24 protein-coding genes are annotated in these 21058 nt (G+C 41.5%); 11 read left to right on the top strand and 13 right to left on the bottom strand.

What is annotated here, in order from left to right; all coding sequences use genetic code 11:
• The first annotated feature begins 8 nt into the window (after positions 1–8).
• A complete protein-coding gene (locus LCM11_RS16495; protein ID WP_224895384.1) occupies positions 9–392 on the top strand; it encodes a DUF302 domain-containing protein in 384 nt (127 codons plus the stop codon).
• A gap of 107 nt (positions 393–499) precedes the next feature.
• Here the strand turns inward: LCM11_RS16495 and LCM11_RS16490 are convergent, their stop codons facing one another.
• The gene (locus tag LCM11_RS16490) at positions 500–1231 is read right to left on the bottom strand and encodes a DUF421 domain-containing protein (protein WP_224895449.1); all 732 of its coding nucleotides are present in this window, start codon (positions 1229–1231) and stop codon (positions 500–502) included.
• Positions 1232–1377: 146 nt separating this feature from the next.
• Here LCM11_RS16490 and LCM11_RS16485 point away from each other — a divergent pair, with 146 nt between their 5' ends.
• The 7 genes from LCM11_RS16485 to LCM11_RS16455 all read left to right on the top strand — a co-directional run bounded on the left by LCM11_RS16485 (position 1378) and on the right by LCM11_RS16455 (position 5396).
• The gene (locus tag LCM11_RS16485; RefSeq protein WP_224895382.1) at positions 1378–1635 is read left to right on the top strand and encodes a metal-sensitive transcriptional regulator; all 258 of its coding nucleotides are present in this window, start codon (positions 1378–1380) and stop codon (positions 1633–1635) included.
• Between the two features lie 60 nt (positions 1636–1695).
• Positions 1696–2175 (top strand): DsrE/DsrF/DrsH-like family protein, encoded by a 480-nt coding sequence (locus LCM11_RS16480; RefSeq protein WP_224895381.1) that lies wholly within the window; start codon positions 1696–1698, stop codon positions 2173–2175.
• Positions 2176–2191: 16 nt separating this feature from the next.
• Positions 2192–2488: a rhodanese-like domain-containing protein gene (locus LCM11_RS16475; RefSeq protein WP_224895380.1), complete on the top strand. Its 297-nt coding sequence runs from the start codon at positions 2192–2194 to the stop codon at positions 2486–2488.
• A 44-nt stretch (positions 2489–2532) separates the two neighbouring features.
• A complete protein-coding gene (locus LCM11_RS16470; RefSeq protein ID WP_224895379.1) occupies positions 2533–3099 on the top strand; it encodes a sulfurtransferase TusA family protein in 567 nt (188 codons plus the stop codon).
• 40 nt (positions 3100–3139) lie between these two features.
• Positions 3140–4270, top strand: coding sequence for an MBL fold metallo-hydrolase (locus LCM11_RS16465; protein WP_224895378.1), 1131 nt, complete (start codon positions 3140–3142; stop codon positions 4268–4270).
• Between the two features lie 62 nt (positions 4271–4332).
• Positions 4333–4560, top strand: a complete 228-nt coding sequence (locus LCM11_RS16460) for a sulfurtransferase TusA family protein (protein ID WP_224895377.1) — start codon at positions 4333–4335, stop codon at positions 4558–4560.
• A 59-nt stretch (positions 4561–4619) separates the two neighbouring features.
• A complete protein-coding gene (locus LCM11_RS16455; RefSeq protein ID WP_224895376.1) occupies positions 4620–5396 on the top strand; it encodes a sulfite exporter TauE/SafE family protein in 777 nt (258 codons plus the stop codon).
• Between the two features lie 739 nt (positions 5397–6135).
• Here the strand turns inward: LCM11_RS16455 and LCM11_RS16450 are convergent.
• Positions 6136–8049, bottom strand: coding sequence for an LTA synthase family protein (locus LCM11_RS16450; RefSeq protein ID WP_224895374.1), 1914 nt, complete (start codon positions 8047–8049; stop codon positions 6136–6138).
• Between the two features lie 314 nt (positions 8050–8363).
• Between LCM11_RS16450 and LCM11_RS16445 the strand changes: the two genes are divergently transcribed.
• Positions 8364–8819, top strand: a complete 456-nt coding sequence (locus LCM11_RS16445) for a DinB family protein (RefSeq protein WP_224895373.1) — start codon at positions 8364–8366, stop codon at positions 8817–8819.
• Between the two features lie 850 nt (positions 8820–9669).
• Here the strand turns inward: LCM11_RS16445 and LCM11_RS16440 are convergent.
• Positions 9670–10002, bottom strand: a complete 333-nt coding sequence (locus tag LCM11_RS16440; RefSeq protein ID WP_224895372.1) for a YrhK family protein — start codon at positions 10000–10002, stop codon at positions 9670–9672.
• Positions 10003–10147: 145 nt separating this feature from the next.
• Between LCM11_RS16440 and LCM11_RS16435 the strand changes: the two genes are divergently transcribed.
• A complete protein-coding gene (locus tag LCM11_RS16435; protein ID WP_412098157.1) occupies positions 10148–11278 on the top strand; it encodes a CapA family protein in 1131 nt (376 codons plus the stop codon).
• Between the two features lie 147 nt (positions 11279–11425).
• On the opposite strand, the gene LCM11_RS16430 is transcribed toward LCM11_RS16435, so the two are convergent.
• From LCM11_RS16430 to LCM11_RS16395, 8 genes are all read right to left on the bottom strand, one after another.
• Positions 11426–13084: a b(o/a)3-type cytochrome-c oxidase subunit 1 gene (locus LCM11_RS16430; RefSeq protein WP_224895370.1), complete on the bottom strand. Its 1659-nt coding sequence runs from the start codon at positions 13082–13084 to the stop codon at positions 11426–11428.
• A complete protein-coding gene (locus tag LCM11_RS16425) occupies positions 13081–13554 on the bottom strand; it encodes a cytochrome c oxidase subunit II (RefSeq protein ID WP_224895369.1) in 474 nt (157 codons plus the stop codon). The genes LCM11_RS16430 and LCM11_RS16425 overlap by 4 nt, the downstream gene beginning before the upstream one ends.
• Before the next feature lie 12 nt (positions 13555–13566).
• Positions 13567–13689: a cytochrome C oxidase subunit II gene (locus LCM11_RS16420; RefSeq protein WP_224895368.1), complete on the bottom strand. Its 123-nt coding sequence runs from the start codon at positions 13687–13689 to the stop codon at positions 13567–13569.
• Between the two features lie 129 nt (positions 13690–13818).
• Positions 13819–15162 carry a PAS domain-containing sensor histidine kinase gene (locus LCM11_RS16415; RefSeq protein WP_224895367.1) on the bottom strand — a complete coding sequence of 448 codons (1344 nt, stop codon included), beginning with the start codon at positions 15160–15162 and terminating at the stop codon, positions 13819–13821.
• Positions 15159–15587, bottom strand: coding sequence for a GAF domain-containing protein (locus tag LCM11_RS16410; protein WP_224895366.1), 429 nt, complete (start codon positions 15585–15587; stop codon positions 15159–15161). The genes LCM11_RS16415 and LCM11_RS16410 overlap by 4 nt, the downstream gene beginning before the upstream one ends.
• A gap of 18 nt (positions 15588–15605) precedes the next feature.
• Positions 15606–16262 carry a response regulator gene (locus LCM11_RS16405; protein WP_263622657.1) on the bottom strand — a complete coding sequence of 219 codons (657 nt, stop codon included), beginning with the start codon at positions 16260–16262 and terminating at the stop codon, positions 15606–15608.
• A 20-nt stretch (positions 16263–16282) separates the two neighbouring features.
• Positions 16283–16864 (bottom strand): hypothetical protein, encoded by a 582-nt coding sequence (locus LCM11_RS16400; RefSeq protein WP_224895365.1) that lies wholly within the window; start codon positions 16862–16864, stop codon positions 16283–16285.
• A gap of 295 nt (positions 16865–17159) precedes the next feature.
• Positions 17160–18380: a CHAD domain-containing protein gene (locus LCM11_RS16395; RefSeq protein ID WP_224895364.1), complete on the bottom strand. Its 1221-nt coding sequence runs from the start codon at positions 18378–18380 to the stop codon at positions 17160–17162.
• Between the two features lie 153 nt (positions 18381–18533).
• Here LCM11_RS16395 and LCM11_RS16390 point away from each other — a divergent pair, with 153 nt between their 5' ends.
• Entirely contained in the window at positions 18534–18782 is a 249-nt protein-coding gene (locus LCM11_RS16390; RefSeq protein ID WP_224895447.1) for a DNA alkylation repair protein, read from the top strand.
• Positions 18783–18947: 165 nt separating this feature from the next.
• Here LCM11_RS16390 and LCM11_RS16385 read toward each other — a convergent pair whose 3' ends face one another.
• Together LCM11_RS16385 and LCM11_RS16380 are read right to left on the bottom strand one after the other, a co-directional pair.
• Positions 18948–19547: a hypothetical protein gene (locus tag LCM11_RS16385; protein ID WP_224895363.1), complete on the bottom strand. Its 600-nt coding sequence runs from the start codon at positions 19545–19547 to the stop codon at positions 18948–18950.
• Between the two features lie 9 nt (positions 19548–19556).
• Positions 19557–20756, bottom strand: a complete 1200-nt coding sequence (locus LCM11_RS16380) for a ParM/StbA family protein (protein ID WP_014645190.1) — start codon at positions 20754–20756, stop codon at positions 19557–19559.
• Positions 20757–21058 lie beyond the last annotated feature (302 nt).

Here is a 21058-nt window from a genome sequence, read left to right as displayed (position 1 = left end):
GGTTTAACATGTTTCATTACACTGTAGAAACAGAAAAAGGAATGGAAGAAGCAGTAGAAAGTTTAGAAGCCAGCCTTAAAGAAGCCCAGTTCGGAGTTTTATGGAATTTTGATATTAAAGATAAACTCAATGAAAAAGGATTAGAATTCGAAAAAGAATTTAAAGTATTGGAAGTATGTAACCCTAAGGAAGCTCAGCGTATTCTTAATGAAAATACACTAGCGGGTTATTTCCTGCCATGTAAAATGGTGGTTTATTCTGATGGAGGCTCTACTAAAATTGGTATGCCTAAACCAACGGCCCTCATTCAATTGGTGGAAGATGAACAAATCCAGAGACTAGCGGAAGATATTGAACAGCGATTAATCCATTGCATGGACCAAAGCGTGTAACGGTAAGGGGAAGGATAATCATTGCATTATCCTTCCTTTTTTACTGGCATTAGAATCTAAGTTTTGTTCGCTCTAAATTACCGAAGAACTACCTAATAGGAAAATCCTTAATTCTCTATCGGTGGAAGATTTGAAACCTTCTTTCCTTTGACAGAACAATGAAAATCCCCCTGATTCGTAATCGCACCATAAAATATATTTTCAATAGAATTTATACCGCAAGCTCTCAATTGGTTCTCCAACCATTCCTCGTTTTTATCGAGACGCTCCAAAATATCTTTTTGCAGTGTACCGTCCATAATAAGCGGAATGTCATAACCCCCGCCCCTATATGGAAGATGAAGATCTCCCCTCGTAATTTTTTCTTTTTCTGGCTTTAACTTCACAGACATTAATCCGTTCGCTTCAATCAGGGCTAATTCGACATCATTAATGTGATAAACATCCTTTTGCCTAAGCATTTGTAGGATATTATCTATAGAATAGTGGATACTCTTAATATTCTTTTCAACTATCTCTCCATTGTACACAACTACTGTTGGTTCAAAAGTTAAGAGCTTGCCCAGCTTGCGGTTTCGAAGTTTGTTTCTTATGATAAATTTCTGCAGTAAAGCGATCGCAATCATAGCTACAATCGTATGAATATGATCGACATTCGGATTGGCAATATCAGCCCCCACCACCGACCCCAGTACAAGAACCACCAGAAAATCAAATACCGGCAATTTACCTATTGCCCGCTTACCCATGATTAATCCAATTACCAGTAAGATCGGGAGGATCGTTACAATTCTACCTAGAACCTTAAGTAAATCCAACAACAAATCCAATTGAATCACCACCTATAGGTAGGTTTGCTTACCACATCACGTTTTATCCAATTTTCTTAAATCCACCTGTTGACAATATACCTTATGGGGTATATTATTAGTCATGTACTGTTCAACACAGCAAACAAAATCTTCATCAAGGGAGGGGAATCAATATGGAGTACAACGAAGCCATGAAAAACAGAGTAAAGCGTCTGGAAGGACAATTAAGAGGCGTTCTCAAAATGATGGAAGAAAATAAAGATTGCAAAGACGTCATCACTCAATTGTCTGCTTCCAGAAGTGCCATTGATCGCACCATCGGTTTAGTCGTCAGCTCCAACCTTGTGGAGTGCATTCAGGAATCGAATGATAACCAGAACACAGAAGATTCCATCAACGAAGCTGTTCAGCTTCTAGTTAAAAGCCGATAATTTTTAATAATTTTAATACCCATACACGTATATGTATAATCAACTTTTAGGAGGATAAAGATGTCTGAAACAAAATCAACGAATATCATCTTGTTCAGCGGAGATTATGATAAAGCGATGGCCGCATATATAATTGCTAACGGCGCAGCTGCTTACGATCATAATGTAACCATTTTCCACACATTCTGGGGGTTAAACGCTCTGCGTAAAGATGAACAAGTATCTGTTAAGAAAAACTTCATGGAAAAAATGTTTGGAAAAATGATGCCCAGGGGTGCCGATAAAATGGGCATATCTAAAATGAACTATGCTGGATTCGGCCCGAAAATGATTAAAGATGTCATGAAAAAACACAACGCGATGCCACTGCCTGACTTAATTGAAATGGCCCAGGAACAGGACGTTAACCTTGTCGCTTGTACCATGACCATGGATCTCTTAGGGCTTCAAAAAGAAGAATTGCTCGATGAAATTGAATATGCTGGTGTTGCTGCTTATATTGGTGATGCTGAAGACGGCAACGTAAATCTGTTTATTTAATAGGAGGTTACCTTAAATGAAAACCATAAGTGCGCAAGAACTGGAAGAAAAACTGAACAAGAATGAATCATTGAATCTCATAGACGTTCGTGAGGATGAAGAAGTAGCGGCCGGGAAAATTCCTGGTGCTGCACATATCCCTCTCGGCTCACTAGAAGCCCGTATAGATGAATTGGATCAATCCAAGGGCTATGTAATGATTTGCCGCTCTGGAGGCCGCAGCGGTCGTGCTGCGCAGTTTCTTGAACAAAATGGCTATGATGTTACAAACATGGACGGCGGCATGCTGGATTGGAACGGCCCTACTGAATAATTTAACAAATTATAAACCCTCTGGGGTTATAGGAGGATAAATGGATGGATATTAAAGCAGATCATTTATTAGATGCTAAAGGACTTGCGTGTCCAATGCCTATTGTAAAAACGAAAAAAATGATGAAGGACTTAAATTCTGGCGATGTCGTCGAAGTTCAGGCAACCGATAAAGGTTCTAAAGCAGATCTCCAGGCCTGGGCGAAGAGTGCCGGTCATCAATATTTAGGAACCATTGAAGAAGACGGCACCTTAAAACACTACATTCGTAAAGCCAGTGATGAATCAGAAGAGAAATTGCACCCGAATACCGTAAATAATGAGGAGCTATCTCAAAACCTTCAAAATGATAACGTACTCCTTCTCGATGTCCGTGAAGCAGCGGAGTTTGCATTCGAGCATATTCCGGACGCTGTATCTATTCCACTTGGTGAATTAGATGAGCGAATCAATGAAATTGACCAGAATAAAGATGTATATGTCGTATGCCGCACAGGAAGCCGAAGCGATATGGCTTGCCAGAAGCTTACGGAAAAAGGCTTTGACCGAGTATACAATGTGGTACCAGGAATGAGCGACTGGTCCGGTGAAACAACCTCACTGCGTTCATAAAATTTTTTAACCAAAATTATACCTTAGGGGGTAATTAACCATGGCAATAAAAGAAATCTCAGTTAAGGATTTAGCTGAAAAAGTACTTCAAAAAGAAGAACTGTTTTTACTTGATGTCCGTACAGAAGACGCTTTTCAGGATTGGAAGATCGAGAGCGAGAATTTCACTTATTTGAACATCCCTTACTTTGATCTTTTGGATGGCGTGGAAGAAATTGAAGATCAGCTTCCAAAAGATAAGGATATTGTAGTGGCCTGTGCCAAAGGCGGGTCTTCCCAGATGGTCACAGAAATGCTGGATGAAGCCGGATTTACAAATGTGTATTCCTTGGAAGGCGGCATGAAAGCGTGGAGTGAACACTTAATGCCTGTTAAGGTAAGTGATCTTACGGACGGCGGCGAGCTTTACCAATTTGTACGTATCGGTAAAGGCTGCTTATCTTACATGGTGGTATCGAACGGAGAAGCAGCGATTATCGACTCCACCCGTAAAACCGATGTATATGTGAATTTTGCTGAACAAATGGGTGTGAACATTAAACATGTATTTGATACCCACCTGCACGCTGACCATATATCCGGAGGCCGAACCATTGCTCAGCAAACAGGTGCAGCTTACTGGCTACCACCAAAGGATGCAGAAGAAGTAACCTTTGATTATCAGCCATTGGAAGATGGAGAAAAGGTGACCATTGGAAACACAACCATCGACATTCACGCGCTGTATTCACCAGGGCACACCATTGGTTCCACGTCTTTTGTCGTGGATGATCAGTACTTGATGACGGGAGATATCCTGTTCATCGATAGTATCGGCCGCCCTGACCTGGCAGGAAAAGCTGATGATTGGGTTATGGATCTTAGAGAAACTCTGTATGAGCGCTATAAAGACCTATCAGATGAACTCATCGTGCTTCCTGCGCACTTCATGATTATGGATGAATTAAATGAAGATGGAACAGTAGCCGAGAAGCTGGGTGTTCTCTTTGAGAAGAACCACGGTCTGAATATCGAAGACAAAGATGAGTTTAGAAAAATGGTAACAGAAAATCTTCCGCCACAGCCAAATGCTTATCAGGAAATCCGTGAAACCAACATGGGTAAAATTGATCCGGAAGAAGAAGAACAGCGTGAAATGGAAATTGGTCCAAACCGCTGTGCCGTTCGCTAATGAAATCTAAGATAAACAACCAAATGTTTTGAAACCAAACTAATTAATGGAGGTTATTCACTATGAACGTAACAAAAGTATTAGATGCCAAAGGTTTAGCATGCCCTATGCCAATTGTGAAAACAAAGAAAGCGATGAAAGAAGTGGAGACCGGCGAAACGCTTGAAATCCACGCAACCGATCAAGGTGCTAAAAGTGACTTAACAGCCTGGGCTAAATCCAGCGGCCACGAACTTCTTCAACATGACGAAGAAGACGGTGTATTTAAGTTCTGGATCCAAAAAGGGTAAGGAATTTTTCAAAAGAGGGAACCAGGTATGGTTCCCTTTTTTAAGGAGGTAGACCAAAAATGGAATTTGGATTAATTATAACTATTTTTCTTATTGGATTTGCAGGCTCTTATGTATCAGGAATGCTCGGTATCGGCGGGTCGATTATTAAATACCCGATGCTGCTTTACATCCCTCCACTCGTAGGGTTTACAGCTTTTACTTCGCATGAAGTATCTGGAATCAGTGCAGTTCAGGTTTTCTTTGCTACGATTGGAGGCGTATGGGCCTACCGAAAAGGTGGATACTTGAACAAATCCCTCATTCTCTATATGGGAGTTAGTATCCTAATTGGAAGCTTTATAGGTGGGTATGGCTCAAGATTCATGCCGGAAAGCGGAATAAACCTTGTTTACGGTGTGCTTGCACTAATAGCTACGATTATGATGTTTATCCCTAAAAAGGGCTTGGACGACCAATCTCTGGAAGAAGTAGACTTTAACCGGCCACTTGCTTCCTCTCTAGCTTTAATCGTTGGGGTCGGCGCAGGTATCGTAGGAGCTGCCGGCGCTTTCCTGCTCGTCCCTATTATGCTTGTGGTATTAAAAATACCAACCAGGATGACGATTGCTTCTTCCCTCGCGATTACTTTGATCTCATCCATTGGAGCAACGATAGGTAAAGTGACGACCGGCCAGGTTGAGTACTTTCCAGCGGCCATTATGGTCGTAGCCAGCTTGCTGGCAGCACCCCTTGGAGCCATGGCAGGCAAAAAAATCAATACAAGGATTTTACAGACCATTCTTGCAGTCCTGATTTTAGGCACTACAATAAAAGTATGGATGGATTTCTTTTAAGATATTTAAAAAGCTGACCCTTTGGGGTCAGCTTTTTTTCTTGATTGTAAGGATTGATGATAATTTTAAAAGTTTAATTCAACTCTCATGCAGGGCCGTTCGACGTTGCCACACGACGTGGCGGTCTTAGTCGAACTTCCTATATGCGCGGAGCCTCCTCAGGCATCGCCTTCCAGGATCTCCCGTGTCGTTTTCATCCCACTGGAGTCTACATCATCCCCCTCCGGACCTAGCGATACTAGAATCTCGAAATCATGTATGAAACGAACTAAATTTGGTGGGGATAAATCTATAACAACGAACGTTTTCGCGAAAAATCCTAGCTATAGAAGCATTAAAGGCTCATTCAGGATGATGAATTCTCCTAAGAAGGGTCCGTAATAGGGGGGCGGCGGAAACGACGAGACTCCCGCGGGAGAAGGAGCTAGACGAGACTCCACAGGGAGGGAAGCGACCAAGAAGGATTATATGTTAAAGGAGGATCAACTAAAATCCCCACGTTCTGTGGCAACGTCGAGCGCCCCTACGTCTTGCAGGGCCGCAGGAAAGCGAATTATTTCCCAACCAACTCTAGCCTACATACCTGAACGGACCGGACCCAAGGTATCTCGAAACTGAGTCTTACAGTAAACGGCCCTATTCCGTAATAATCCTCTTATGAAAAATCAACAACCCACTATAACAGAACCAAAAATAAAAAAGCTGCCGGTCTGGATTTAGGCCGGCAGCTTTTCATTATTTATTCTTTTTTATTGTCTGCATTTAAAGTCTGGTCTGTGTTAACCATTTCGGTCTCATCAAGATAGCGCAGCAAGTCACCGTAAATGACAGAGTCAGAGACGCTGAGTTCCTCTTGCGCAGCTTTAAAGCCTTCTTCACAAGCTTTACCTTCGACCTCTTCTCCAGTTTCTCTGTCATAACAAACTCCCTGAATACCCACATACTCTTCATTAGCAAAATCACCATCGCGGGTAATCATCATTTCACGACGATCTTTATTCAGCAAGTCCTGACCAAATTGTACAGGGTTCTCATCCTCAATTCCAAGCAGGTTGGTAATCGTTGGACGAAGGTCAATCTGACCTCCTACGGTATGGTTCGTTTCAGAAGGAATGTCTTTACCATAAACCAACATAGGAACACGCTGTAACTGGAACTGTTCATAGGCGTTGATATCTTTACCTAGATACTCTCCCATTGCTTTCTGGTGATTTTCAGAGATTCCGAAGTGGTCACCATAGATTAAGAGAATCGTATCATCATAAAGTTCTGATTTCTTGAAATCCTCTACAAACTGTTTTAAAACTTCATCCTGATAACGGATGGTCTGGAAATAACGGTTTAATGTTCCACTGGATGTTTCGCCTTCCTCAATCATGACTTCTTCTTCAGGTAAGGAGAAAGGATAGTGGTTCGTCAGCGTAATCATTTTTGAATAGAATGGTTGATCCATTTCTTTCATTTTCTGAAGGGAATCTTCAAAGAAATACTCGTCCAGATAACCCCATCCATGAGATTTCTCCGGCGTGATTTCATAATCTTCTTTAGAGAAAAACTCATTGTAACCAAGGGAGTCGTACATGACGTTACGATTCCAGAAAGTCTTGTCGTTTGCATGCATGACATTCGTAAAGTAGCCATTTTCACTTAATAACTCAGGCATAGCTTCATATTCATTTCCTGAGTGGGTGAAAAAGACAGCGCCGCGGTTCAATGGATACATGGAATTCGCTAATAGGAATTCAGAGTCTGACGTCCGTCCTTGCTTCACCTGATGATAGAAGTTATCAAAGTATAAGCCTTCTTCTTTAAGGTCATTGAAGTATGGAGTAAGCTCTTCTCCATGAAGCTTATTATCGACTACGAACGTTTGTGTACTCTCAAGCGAGATGGCAATAACGTTCTTACCTTCAGCTACCCCTTCCAGGCGGTTGCTGTCTTCTGTCTTCTGTTCATTCAGATAGTTGATCACGGGCACAAGTTCGTTACTGTCAGCGAGCGTTTTCTTCATTTCCGTCTTACCTTGCAGCACGGCATCATAGACGTGATAGTTTAACAAGCCAATATATTTCACCAGCATCGTGCGGTCAAATGTACGCTCAAGAAGATCAGTACGCTCTTCTTCAGCCCACTGCAAGTTAATCACAAACAATGGAATCGCAATAATCGCAAGCAGAAATCCTTCACGTCTTTTCGGTGTAAATTGACTTAAGCGTGCAGGCTTCAAATAGAACAAGAAGAATGCAGCGATTAAAACATCCACGAACAAAAAGATATCTGATGCTTCAAGGATCGTTTGAATACTGCCTCCCATTCCTGCCAGGTTCGCTACCTGATTTAACATAGGAATGGTGATAAAGTCGTTATATTCCCTATAAAAAAGAATGTTCACATACAGAAGTAAAGATCCAAGAATATAGGAAACTAACATCCCCCGGCGTCCTGCCAGCAGTACTCCAATACCAAAGATTAGAAAAATACTACTTAGAGGATTGAATGCAAGAATATTAGCTTCATTAGGGTTTTCTACATTTAAAGAGAAGATATTGCTTTGAATATATGACATTTTCAGCCAGAATAAACCTATGACAAGGGCATAGACAGTTAATTTCAACAATGTGTTTTTGTTTAAATATTTTTTTAGTGTAAACATTGTAAAACCTCCGTTAAATTTACATTAACCTATTTTACCTTATTTGAACCGATTTTTGTACCATAAAATGATAGTTTAAATTAGCTGAAATAATTGTAACCTTATCTATAAAGCTTTGTAATCTAAAAATGCATCTGTAGACCTATGCTTGTTTTTACCAATTTTTAAATACATCCGATTTTACATTCCCGCCATCCTATTTACTTAAACTTAATAATCCTACGCTGAATTTATGTACAAACCTTCCTGTTTGACTTCCTTAGATATACAAATTACGTTTGAACGGAAGCAAATTAATTTAGGAGGTTACGTACATGAGTAAAGTTGAACAATTCATCAATTCCTTGTCTCCTCACCGCGGAGCATTAAATGATTTAATTGAAATGATCGATGAAAATAACTATGCATTTAAACCTACTCCTACATCTATGGAGACAGAAAAGCTGGTTAACCATACGCTGAAAACTACTTATACCTTTGCCCGCCTTGCAGCCAAGCAGTCACCTGAAGATCTTTTTCCAGAAGGTGATGACACTCCCTTAGCGGAGCGCGCCAGAGTTTACACGGACGAAACATATGCATCGATTAAACTGTTGGAAGATGGAGATTTGGATGAACTTATCGATGTTAAGAAAATGTTCGGATCTGAAATTCCTGCAGGTAAATTGCTGGAAATGGCTAAAGACCATGAGATCCATCATAAAGGTCAGCTATTCGTATATGTAAGAGAGATGGGAAATACGGATTTACCTAGTTTCGTTAAAAAATAATGCCCCTCCCGTTTTGAACCAACAGGCCGTTCAGGAGCAATTAAAATTAAACAGTAAAAAGGACAGGAACTCACTCTTCCTGTCCTTTTTACTGTTCTGTTAAATCTCATAAGTATCCTTACACAAAAGCTCCCATTATTTGAAGACTCAGTTTCTAGATAACTAAGTCCAATACGTTTGATTGAGGAAAGGGCTGGTGGGGAAATGACTCGCTTTCCTGTGGCCCTACATGACGTAGGGTCGATCGACATTGCCACAGGACGTGGCGAATTTAGTCGATCCTCCTTTTTTCCATGAGCCTCCTCATTCGTTTCACTCCTTGTGGGGTCTCACCTAGATCCTTCTCCCACGGGAGTCTCGCCATTTCCCCACCAACCCAACTATAATGTTGTGAACGGACCCTTACAGAAGAAGAAAGCTTTCTCCTTAATTTGCATTAAATGCTTTTTTGACAGGCTATTGGAATTCGTTATACCTGAAAATAGGTGTATAACCATATGGTCTAATACCTCAACACGCAGGTAATGTTTGAAACGGTTTCGAGCTTCTTATTCGGCCAGGTCCGGAGGAGGACGATGGAGACTCCTGCGGGATGAACATGATCGGTGAGACCCCGCAGAGCGTCAGCTCGAGGAGGCTCAGCACAAGGGATGTTCGACTAAGGTCGCCACGTCGTGTGGCAACGTCGAACGACCCTGCGTCGTGCAGGGCCGGAAAGCGAGATCATCCCCCGCAGGACCTACCCTCTCATCAAATATCTCGAAACTGAGCCTTCAACTATCCGGCCCTATAGTTTAATAAACCTTTTCTGAAAAAATCCACACTGCTTGTAGCATAGCTCCATTCTCACTTAATGAGAAGATAGGGAGTCATTCTGCTTGTTCTCATATTCTTTCCGGTAAATATTTTTCAAATGAATACGGTGCACTAAACGAATAGTTGGGCGGATGAGCATTTGAAGACTTCCAAGTACAAATAAACTCACACCCCATGTTTTAGCAGCTTCAAAATAAAAACAAACACTTCCGATCAGAAACCAGAGACCCAATAAAAAATCATTAACCGTGTAGAGTACTTCATAGCTTTTTTTGAAGAATAGATCATGTTCCCCCATTTTTATATCCACGTATTGATCTTTACTATGCTTTTGCGCATCAGCTTTTTCATTCGATAGATTACTCATTCCTATCCTCCTTACCTGAACATCTATTCCCTTTATACCCGATGAATCGACAAACAAAATCATTTTTTTCTTCTGGATTACATAGAGAAACTTGTTTATTAAAGGTACAATATACCTAAGTGATTTTTACGGAGGTGCATTTTCCTTGGGGTCAATTCTAAGGTTGTTGTGTTTGTCTATCTTGTTTTTCACGACCGGGTGCGGGCTGTTTATGAATGATGAAGAAATCAAAACGGTTAATAAGCAGCCCACATCCACGGTTGATCCTCACGATAAGAGTTCAATTGATTTGTCTAAAGAGATCAGTATTACAGCTATTGGTGATGTGCTGATTCATGACCGTGTCTATGAAGCGGCTGAAACCTCTGAAGGGTATAACTTCATGCCCATGATGGAACAGACTGAACCTTACCTGGAAGCATCCACTATTACCATTGCTAACCAGGAAACGATGATCGGCGGGAAAGAATTAGGGCTTTCCGGATACCCTGCTTTTAACTCCCCTGTTGAAATAGGTAATAATCTAAAAGAACTTGGAGTAGATGTGGTAACCCTTGCCAATAACCACACGTTGGATAAAGGAACCAGAGGAATTAATAATGCGATTGAGCACTGGGAAAAAATCGATATGAAATACACGGGAGCTTATCAAAGTAAAGAGGACAGCGAAGAAATCCTTATACACGATACGAAAGAAGGCATCAGTGTAGCCATATTAAGTTACACCTACGGGACAAACGGTGTGAAAGCGCCCGACGGAAAAAGCTATGTGGTGAATCGAATCCAGCTTGATAAAATGGCCCAGGATATAGAGAAAGCGAAAGAACAAGCGGATGCCGTCCTTTTAAGCCTTCATTTCGGGAATCAGTATGAACCCTATCCTAATCAATTCCAAAAAGATGTTGTCCAGTTTGCCGCAGATCGCGGAGTAACGGCTGTGATCGGTCACCACCCTCATGTCCTTCAGCCATTAGAGTGGGTTGAAGGTAAGGACGGACATAGAATGCTGACCGCTTATTCCCTGGGAAATTTTTTCTCAGGTCAGGAATCATTTGAGAAACGAGTTGGAGGCATTCTCACTTTCAATTTAAAAATGGACGACAGTGATCATGTGGAAGTAGTCAAACCAAGGTTTAAAGTGACATACGTTACATCAGCACGTGAGCATGGATATGAAGTGATCCCGATGGATGATTTCCCTAGCTTAAAAGAAGAGTATGAGGCAAAGAAAGAACACCTTGCCCAATGGATGCCTGAATTGGAATTTATGGAATGAAAGAAGCGGAAAGCTGCCAGCTTTCCGCTTCTTTCTATTTCAATCTTCCTCTGTCTGCAAATCTACAATAATACTGCTCAAAACAAGCGTGAGAATAATGGATGCGATAGTAAAAGCGAATGAAAAAGTCATATGATCTCTCCTCCCTTACCACGTTTGGAATCGCCCTGAACCTGGAGGGGCGTGCTGAATAATTTCAGATAGCGGGATCGTATAAGCAAGCGCAATCAATAGAAAGGCAATGCCGATCCATATTTTCCAATTTTCCAAGAAACGCGGTGTCATACTAGAATCGCTTTCTGCAATTGGAAACGCCTCGTAGGTTTCTTCATCTGCTTTTGGAGCAAGCCACCATAACTGGATTACAATGAAAATGAGTAAAGCAGCGGACAAAAACAAGATAGAACCTCCGACAGCCATCGTCACATGATTGGTTAATAAGCCATCAAACCAGGCGAGTGCGTCGTCGTGAGCATACCCTGTATAAGCTGTCCGCCTTGGTGCCCCAAGTAATCCCAGCAGGTGCTGAGCTGTACTCATGAGCAGCATACCAATAGACCAGGTAGCAATTTGCAGGAAGGCTAACTTCTGCAGGGACTTCGTAAAGCGCCGGCCCGTTAAATTGGGAATAAGCCAGAAGGTTAAACCGAAAAATGTCATCGCTACCGGCGTTCCTACTGTGATGTGAAAATGTCCAACGACCCAAAGTGTATTATGAATAACTTCATTCATCTGGAAGCTCGCATTGATGATCCCTCCCGCGCCTCCCGGGATAAAAAAGGCCATAGCTATGAAGATGGATGTAAAGCGAACATCTCTCCACGGAAGCTTGCGAATCCACCCAAACAGACCTCTTCCGCCAAGCTCCCTGCCTCTTATTTCAAACGTCGCAAACATAGAGAAGGCTGTAATTAAAGAAGGGATAATAACCATAAATGTCAAAACCGTCTGCAAAAATTTCCAGAAGCTGGAGATTCCAGGTTCCGTTAACTGATGGTGAAACCCGACCGGAATAGAGAATAAAATAAACAGGACAAAGGATAACCGGGCCAGCGAATCACTGAAGACTTTTCCTCCAATAATCTTCGGAACAATGACATACCATGCCATATAAGCAGGAAGCAGCCAGAAATACACAAGTGGATGCCCGAAATACCAGAATAATGAGCGACTTAACTCGACATTAATCCCGTTCGTCCAGCCAAAAGCCCATGGGATGAATTGAAAAAGAACGGTGGCTACAACACCCAGGCAGGCAATAACCCAGAGAATAATGGTTGCCACTGCCATGAAAGCAAATAGTGGACTAAGTTCGCCTTTATGATGCCTTCTCCAGACGGCATAATGCCCGACCAGACTGAATCCCTGAATCCATGTGCCAATTACAAATAAGGCAAGGCCAACATAAAATAATCCGTGAGCCTGAAGAGGAGCATAAAATGTATACAATACAGATGCCTGCCCCGCTACGACCATGACCACGACCAGGAGGGTTCCTAAAGCGGTCACAGCGAAGCCAATCCAGTTCCACAACCTCACTTTCGGCCCAAATGCTCCGAGGGTTCGACTCATGCCTGCTTGAAAAAAGGCAAAAATAAAGAAAGTTGTAAAGACAATAGCGAGTAACAAGCCGTGAGCCGTAAGAATCTGATAGTAATCCAGCCATTCTGGCAGTTTAAGAGCATCATTTCTAATAAATACCTGCAGAAGCCCGCACAGCGTTCCGATAAGAAAGGCTGAGTAGGCAAATCCTAAATTAAATAACGCTACTTTTCGATCTTTGATTGCAATTTCCCCGGTTCTCATTGTTCCACCACCTCAATTTCTGTACTCATAAAATGGTGGCCTGAGCCACAATATTCATTACAAATGACCAGATAAGATCCTGGTTCTTTAAATGTGTGTGTACGATGATTAATCTGACCTGGAACGGCCATCATATTGACGTTGGTGCCGATGATAGAGAAACTATGAACGACATCTTCACTCGTTAACGTGAATGTGATTTCCTCCCCTGCCGGGAGTTGTAGCTTGCTTGGTTCATAACCAAAGGTAAGTGCAATCATAGCGACTTCATAAGTTCCATCCTCTTTTTTATGAAGTCCAGGCTGATCAAATGGAGCCGTTTCACGCACTTTTTCCGGATCAATGGTCATATGCCCGCTGGATGGTGCATGTCCCTGTGCAAAAGCACTCACGCCTACCACGGATAGAAAAATGACAAGTGCAATAACTCCAAATCCCAGCCAAATTTTTTCATATTTGTGTAAATGCATCCTTTCTCCCCCCTACATACGAACGATATATAATAAATAAATACAAACCCACATCACGACAATAACGGCTCCAACGGCCATTACACTGATTAAAGTCCCTTTCAAGCTTGGTTGAGATGGGCCACTTTTTTTCATGGGCCAGGCCTCCTTTTATGTATTTGATCTACTTCTATTGTATTAGTGAAGAGGGTCATAATAGAATCGGGGAATCCCCCCATTTGTGATGGTGAAATCCCCCAATTCAAAAAAAAGAAACCTTTTTTATCAGGTCTCTAATGGTATATATAATTCAATTCTCGTACCCTTGTTCAGTTCGGAAGTTATTTCAAGTTCCCCGCCTGCTGCGCGTGCCCTTTCCTCCATGCTGAAAAGCCCTACTCCTTTTTGTGCACGGTTATTCATAAAGCCTTTCCCCTGGTCGGTAATCGAAGCGAAAATCCCACCTTCTGCTTCTTTCAACACAATAGAGGCTTCATCTACACAGGCATATTTTCGTATATTGGTCAGTGCCTCCTGAATGATACGGTAAATCGTCGTTTCGATTTGAGGCGATAACCGACAGGAAACGGAGGAGGTAAAGTGTACTTTTAATCCATACGAATGGTTAAGACGATTTAGAAAGGAACGAACAGCAGGCATCAATCCCAGCTCATCCAATGCAGAAGGCCGAAGCTCCCAAGACATGTCCCGCACGTTTTGAATTAAATTTCGTATTTCATCAGTCATCTGGTCTAAAAGGGAATGATCCACTTCCTGCTGGATGCGGTGCATGCTAATTAGCAGGCTGTACAGCTCTTGCCCAATTCCATCGTGAAGCTCTCTTGATACCTGCTTTCTTTCTTCTTCCTGCACATGGATCAGCCGCGTCATCATGTGCTGCAGCTCCTGCTGAACCCTTTTCCTCTCCGTAATCTCATTTCGGATGGCGAGATATTGGTATGGTTTTCCTTTATCATTTAAGAAAGGAACAATGGTCGTATCCACCCAATAATAACTTCCATCTTTGGCCTTATTCTTAATTTCTCCTTTCCACACGTACCCGGTACCAATCGTACGCCACAGATCCTTAAAAAAATCTTTAGAATGATGACCTGAATTCAGAAGCCTATGATCGTTCCAAATCAATTCTTCCACTCCATACTTAGAAATCTCACAAAACTTCTTATTTACATAACGGATTCTTCCTCGTTGATCTGTAACAGCCACAATGGAAGACTCGTCAAGCGCATATTTTATATCTACGAGTTCTTTCAACGGTTCGTACGATTCACTATCAAGCAGACTTCTCTCATTCAAGTTATGAATGGTCAAAAAATAATTTGATCTATTGTTATCCATCCATTCGTGAACGACTATAAAGACAGGAAAAGGATTTCCAGCCATAGGCTTTGCGTAATGCTGCAGCAATACTCCCTTTTCACAATGAATCAGCTCTTCTACCGAAAAATGAAGAAACAGATCTTCCACACTTACCTCAGTCGAAGAAATATGGAAAAGAAGTTTCGCTTTTTCATTGAAACCTTGTACCATCCCGTTTTCTCTTAATACGAGAAATCCTTCCTCCTTAGAGGAGATTAGAGCGGGAGGAAAAGGACTGTGTTTGGTCATGATAAACCTCCTTGCTTCAAATAATTACTTAGGCGAGCGGCATAAGGACGCCATTGCTGTTCTAACGGTAAGTCATGCTCATTTCGATAGCCTATCAACAGCACAGCATCAAATAAATGCCCTGTTTGAAGAGGGATGGCAGCAAAAGATTGTAGCTTCTCTGCTAACACTATGGGGTATTTCGACAAAACTAAAGGAAGATCCTTCCTCGAACGGCAGAGAAAAGTTCTTCCTGTCTGCATGACGGTGCCCGCCACACCCGAACCATAGGAAATAACCATGCGTTTATATTTATCATTCAAAGGATGACTTACATACTTCCACTGTATCTGCTTTGAATGATAATCAAACTTTGCGATAGCGATGACGCAGGCGTCGACTTCCTCTTTCAGTTCGTTGCATATTTCTTCTAATGGAGTGCCCACTTTTCACTCTCTCCTTTACTACAATGAATAACCCAGCAGACCTTTCTTCCACGCATATTCCACTAATTCAGGACGCGTTTTCAGCTGCAGTTTCTCCATTACCCGTGCCTTATGTGCTTCGACCGTTTTCACCGAGATCACAAGTTGGGCGGCAATATCTTTATTCGCAAACCCTTTAGCGACCAAAGCCAGCACTTCTCTTTCCCGATCACTTAGCAAGCGGTAAGAGTCCGTTTTGGCGCCGTTTTTCAGCTTGCTCATATAATCCTCCATCAATCGTTTCGTTGCGGATGGATACAAATAGGCATCTCCCCCAGCCACCTGCCTGATGGCTTTTACCAATTCCTCATGCGGTGCATTTTTTAAGATACACCCGGAGGCCCCTAATTCTATTGCACGGAACAAATATTCCTCATCGTCATGCATCGTCAAAATTAGAATCTGGGTCTCAGGGAATTGTTTTTTTATTTCAGAAGTTGCTGATAATCCGTCTTTTCCATGCGGCATAGAAAGATCCATTAACACAACACTTGGATTCTTCTCCTGTACTTGTTGGTAAGCTTCGTTTCCTTCTGAGGCTTCTCCAATTACATTAAAATCTTCAACAGCGTCCAACAGCATCATAAGCCCTGAGCGTACGACGGCGTGATCATCAACTATGACAATCGAAATCATGTTATCCACCCCTCTTTTATTCAGCCTCTAAACCAGCGCCATTCCACAACATCTTTCGTGCGCTCCCATTGCATTTCCATTGCGGTATCTTTCTTGATGACTTGAAGCAAATCCTCTTGTTCAGGCGGGAATTCATCCAGGAAAGAATGATAGCGGAAAGCAATCCCTTTCCGGTCGACCTCAATGAATATTTCGTCAGTATCGGCGTACTCCACAATCATCCGTATAGTAAGCTGAAGTGCTCGAAATGCCAGTACATCATTGGTGGAGAACACCTCTGTAAGTTTATAGGAGGTTGGGAATTCTACCTGTATCCCATAGCGTCTTTCCACTTCTTTTATATATCGTTTGAAGGCCACCGCCAGTCCATATTCGTGAAAAGATAAAGGGTAAATTTCATTCGAGCGGCTTCTCATTTCTTCAATCAAATGTGATAGAAGCACATGAGCTTCTTTACAAGAATCTTTTGTCGAATCAATACGGTGTAACGCGCTCGTTAATAAATGAGCATATCGCTCATGTAAATCATATGACATTTCATAAAGCAGCGATTCGTACATTTGAGAGACTACATATAATGGGGAACGAGTGGTATCATTCATCACTTTACTTCTCCCTTCTTTATTCTTCATACCCTCTATATTACACGCTCCTTTCTCATGTTCCTATTAGGGCATTCCCTTATTTTAAAATCAGCTCTTTTCATTCGCCGTTTTAAATTTATTCATCCAATAAGCTCTCGTTTGTTTAGGACTCCGTTTCGAGATATTTTGGCCAGTTAATTTAAGAAACCTGATTTTCAACAAGAGACTTTAAGGGAATCTATTAAAAAAATCCTGCATCAACTGGAATGCAGGATTCATGATTAAGCGGTTTTATAGAGTGAAAGGTAAGAAATTATTCTCCTGAGAATTGAAGACTACCTTGAAGATTCAAATCCTCTATCAGGGCCGAAAGTTCATCCAATAACGCTTGGTTAACGGCTTTAATATGCTTTTTCTTACTATCGATATCGTCCCTGTATTTATTAAATATTTCGATCCCGTCTTTTAAATCATTGATTTCACCCAGCTGTCTCTGAAACGATTTAAAGTATTTCGCTTCTTCCTTGTAGTCTGAGGCATAAATGGTGTGAAGGGCATTATGAATGTACCTGATCTTCTTGGAGATAATTCGTACAGAATGTAAGGCATCCAGGGTTTCTTCATCCGTACGCTCCTGTTGTGAAGACACTTCTAAATACTGCTCTATCGAATTAACAAAATCGTTTTCGAACTCCTGAATTCTCTCATCTACTTGAAGGGGGAGGACATAATAGCGCAGCTCCTTATCTTTAAAGTGCTCCCATTGATCCATAAAAGAACCGTCAATGATGTCAGGCAGTTTATTTTTAAGTTTCTTCTGATGCTTCAGCCTCTTCTTGCCTACTTGATCACTGAGCTGACGGTACACTTCTTCATGCTGCTCTTTAGAAGACTGATCAGCTCGTTCTTCAAACTCTTTAATAAACACATCGCGCTCTCTCACTTTACCCAAACGTTTATGGGCGTCATTTAAGCGATCCACCAATGGATGGCTGGTTACGTGAATAAACTCCAGAATGGCACAGATCTTCCGCCCGTGAACACGAGTCTGGTGGACACTTTCCTCATCTTCCTGCTCAAGCGACAGCCTGCAGTAATTCATATAAGAACTAACTAACCCCTGAAGATAGTCCTTCCAACGGTCTACTACTTGATCATTTCCATCTCCAAGACAATCTTCACAAACTAGTTTCTTCTTAACAGACACCAAAGAATCGGCTGATCCGCAAATTTCACAAACCTGAACCTGATCCTGCAATACAGCATAATCATGGTCGAATGTCACATCAATCTTTTTTCCCTGATTCCAGTCCAGCTCGTTTCTGTAATCAGCAGGAATAAGCAAGCGGCCGTAGCTGTCTAGTGTCTTTACGGATTCGCCTTCCTCATCCGTTATGGAAAGCTTGAGTCCCTTTTTATGACTCAAAGGTTCCAGCATAAGGTTTTGATTCGATAATTCTAGCTGGTCTCTGATTTCCTTAGGAATCACCAGTCTGCCCATTTTGTCGACCTGTCTCGTGAAAGCTCCACTCATAACCTAACGCCCACCTTTAGAAAGCTTTTATATATGTCATTCCCCAGATTCCAGTACTTCCTAACTAATTTCTAAACATTTTTACAATTTCTTTATAAACCTCACTATTACATATATTCCCCCAGACCGCACATCCTATAAAAGGAGGTGTTCATAATGCAGCCATACTTATGTCCAAACTGTAAAACCAATCGATCCAGGTTCAACATCATCGAACAAAAAGCAACATCCGTAAAAATTGATCCAGCGTCAGGTGAATTGATTAGTGAATTTACGTCAGAGAATCTGGATCCTTTTCATACCGCTTACCATGGTCCAGACAAAAAAATCCAATGTGGAGCATGCGGTTTGATAGAAGATGAGAAAACGTTTGCTGCTTTTGCCAGTTCAAAACCTATTTAATGTCTTTAGCGGCATTTAAAGGGTCGTAGGAACTGTTCAACGATTCAGGTAATGTTCAATCTCCACCCTGCGATTGAACAGCTTAAAAGGGGTGTAAAAGGGATAAATGAGAAGGTTTCAATTTTATAAAAATACCCCCTGTCACAATATGACAGGGGGTATAGGCTAATCATTCATTCGGGAGAGGAAGTCTCCCAGCAGATCATCATCGTCTTCATCTTCTGTTGTTCCCTCGTCCTGAGAGTGGATCTCACCTTGTAAGCTATCAAGATTCAAACCATCGAGTTCATCATCGATACTCTTCCATTCTGTTTCAGACTCAGCATTTGAATCTTCCTCAGCATGGGCTTCCGTATAATGGCCGGATGAAAAGTCAGTTGCAGCTGCTTCTTCTTGTAAATAAAGGGCTTCGTCTATATCGAATGCATTACTATTAAGCGAAGCTAAGAGAGTGGTTGCACGTACAGGATCCATCATCAGCTGGTACAGGATACTTCCTATAAGAGCCTCCGAATGTTCGTGTTTAATCCAGTTTCTCTGTTCTTTATTTAAAGCCTTAGGCAGCGGGATGGTAACGGTTTCCTTATTCTTAGCGTACGTTTCGTTCACTCCATCCAGGACGAATTGGGCAATCTTGCTTGAAAAATTTCGCCTCTCTGTCTCCTTCAGTTGAGTTAATTGTCTCAATAGATGATCAGGAGTATCCGAGGGGATCCGGAACGTAATCGATTGTCCCCTCTCTATCTTTTTCTTTGATTGACTCATAACATCACCTTATTTAGATGAGCCGGTTTTTTGTTCTACTTTTTTACCTTGTTCTTGATTTTTGCCGTGGTTTTTTTTCTCGTTTTTACGGATGAAGTCAGAAATCAATTTGTAGTAGGCATTTGCCATCATCCAAATGCTCTCTTCTTCATCTTCAAAGAATTCGATATTGAAACCATCTAGTTTGTTGTTTAATGACTTGATGTAATCTTTTAAGACGGCAGAACCTCCGCCCACAAAGTAACAAATCTCTGATTGGGAATTTCTCTGCCATACATTTCTTAAGAAACGGTACTGTTTCTTAGCAAGTTCAAGAAGAATACGGTCCGTAATATCGTGTACGTTTGTACGGCTTCCTTTAACCATGATGTGGTGACGATCATTTTTCCTTGTAATGATATCCACGACATCGCGGCGGCTGTCTAATTCAACTCCATGCTTTCTAAGAATCTCTTCACGGATCATTTCTAATGATTCAGCTACACCCAAGTTGAATCCCTGCGCTTTATCATCGTCAACATTACGGTTTTTAATAACCGCGATATCTGTAGAAAGACCACCAATATCCTGAATTAGTATTTGTTTGTCAATCAATTCTTTGTTGATGATATTCAAATCATTATCCATTACCAGGTTAACGTAAGCTGCAAAACCTTCCGGATAAACTTTAACCTCATCAAATTTAAGATTTACTTTCATTCCTTGATATTTTGGAGTGACCAGGAATTCAATTTGGTGAACAGATCCAAGCAGGGAAGAACGGTAACCTACGTCTTTGCCTTCTTTTACTTCACGAAGCGGCAGCCCTGTTCCCAATGTGTAGTTAGCTTCTACCACATTGTTCTTCGCAGATTGTGCATTCTTCTCTCTAACTGCATCCAAAGCAAGCGATGCAAAGAGCATAATAAGGGTCTGATCTTCTTCAGATTTATAGCTGCCTGGGTCTAATTCCGTAGAGTTCGTCGTTTTTGTAGCCAGGTTCCCCACACGATAAATAGCATTATTCTCTCTCAAAGCCGGAGAATGCACTCGAATATGTAGATTATCGAGTGGATCTTTTTCATCCAGGTCCTCTATTCCGATAACAGGACGATCCTCTAAGTCTCTAGCGACTACGTTAGGAATATATAAAGATGAATCTAGTTTTCCAAAGTTTGCTTTAACTGCATCATTACCAACATCCACAGCTGCAATTCTTGAGTTTGTCATTAATCAGCTCTCCTTTTAAATTACTATAATTTACCTTGCCCTTCTATTAATCTATTAGACTCTGCCGCAATAGTCAATGTGACTTTAGGAGTATTCAAACGCGTGTACATGTTTCCTTTTTTGTGTACAAGTGTGTTTATATTGTGTACTTGATTACAATTTTGTGTACATACTGTTATGACGGCATGTGTACGAGTTTGCATACTTGCATACATTCACGTGTACGTTTGTCTTACAAATTGTGTACATGAAAACATTTATGTACACGTGAGAGGATGTGCTATTATGTGACACGAATCTAC

It is taken from the genome of Halobacillus halophilus (assembly GCF_020171985.1).
In the GTDB taxonomy this organism is placed as follows: domain Bacteria; phylum Bacillota; class Bacilli; order Bacillales; family Halobacillaceae; genus Halobacillus; species Halobacillus halophilus_A.
The sequence above is the reverse complement of the archived record's forward strand: the minus strand, read 5'-3'. Positions and strand labels throughout refer to the sequence as shown.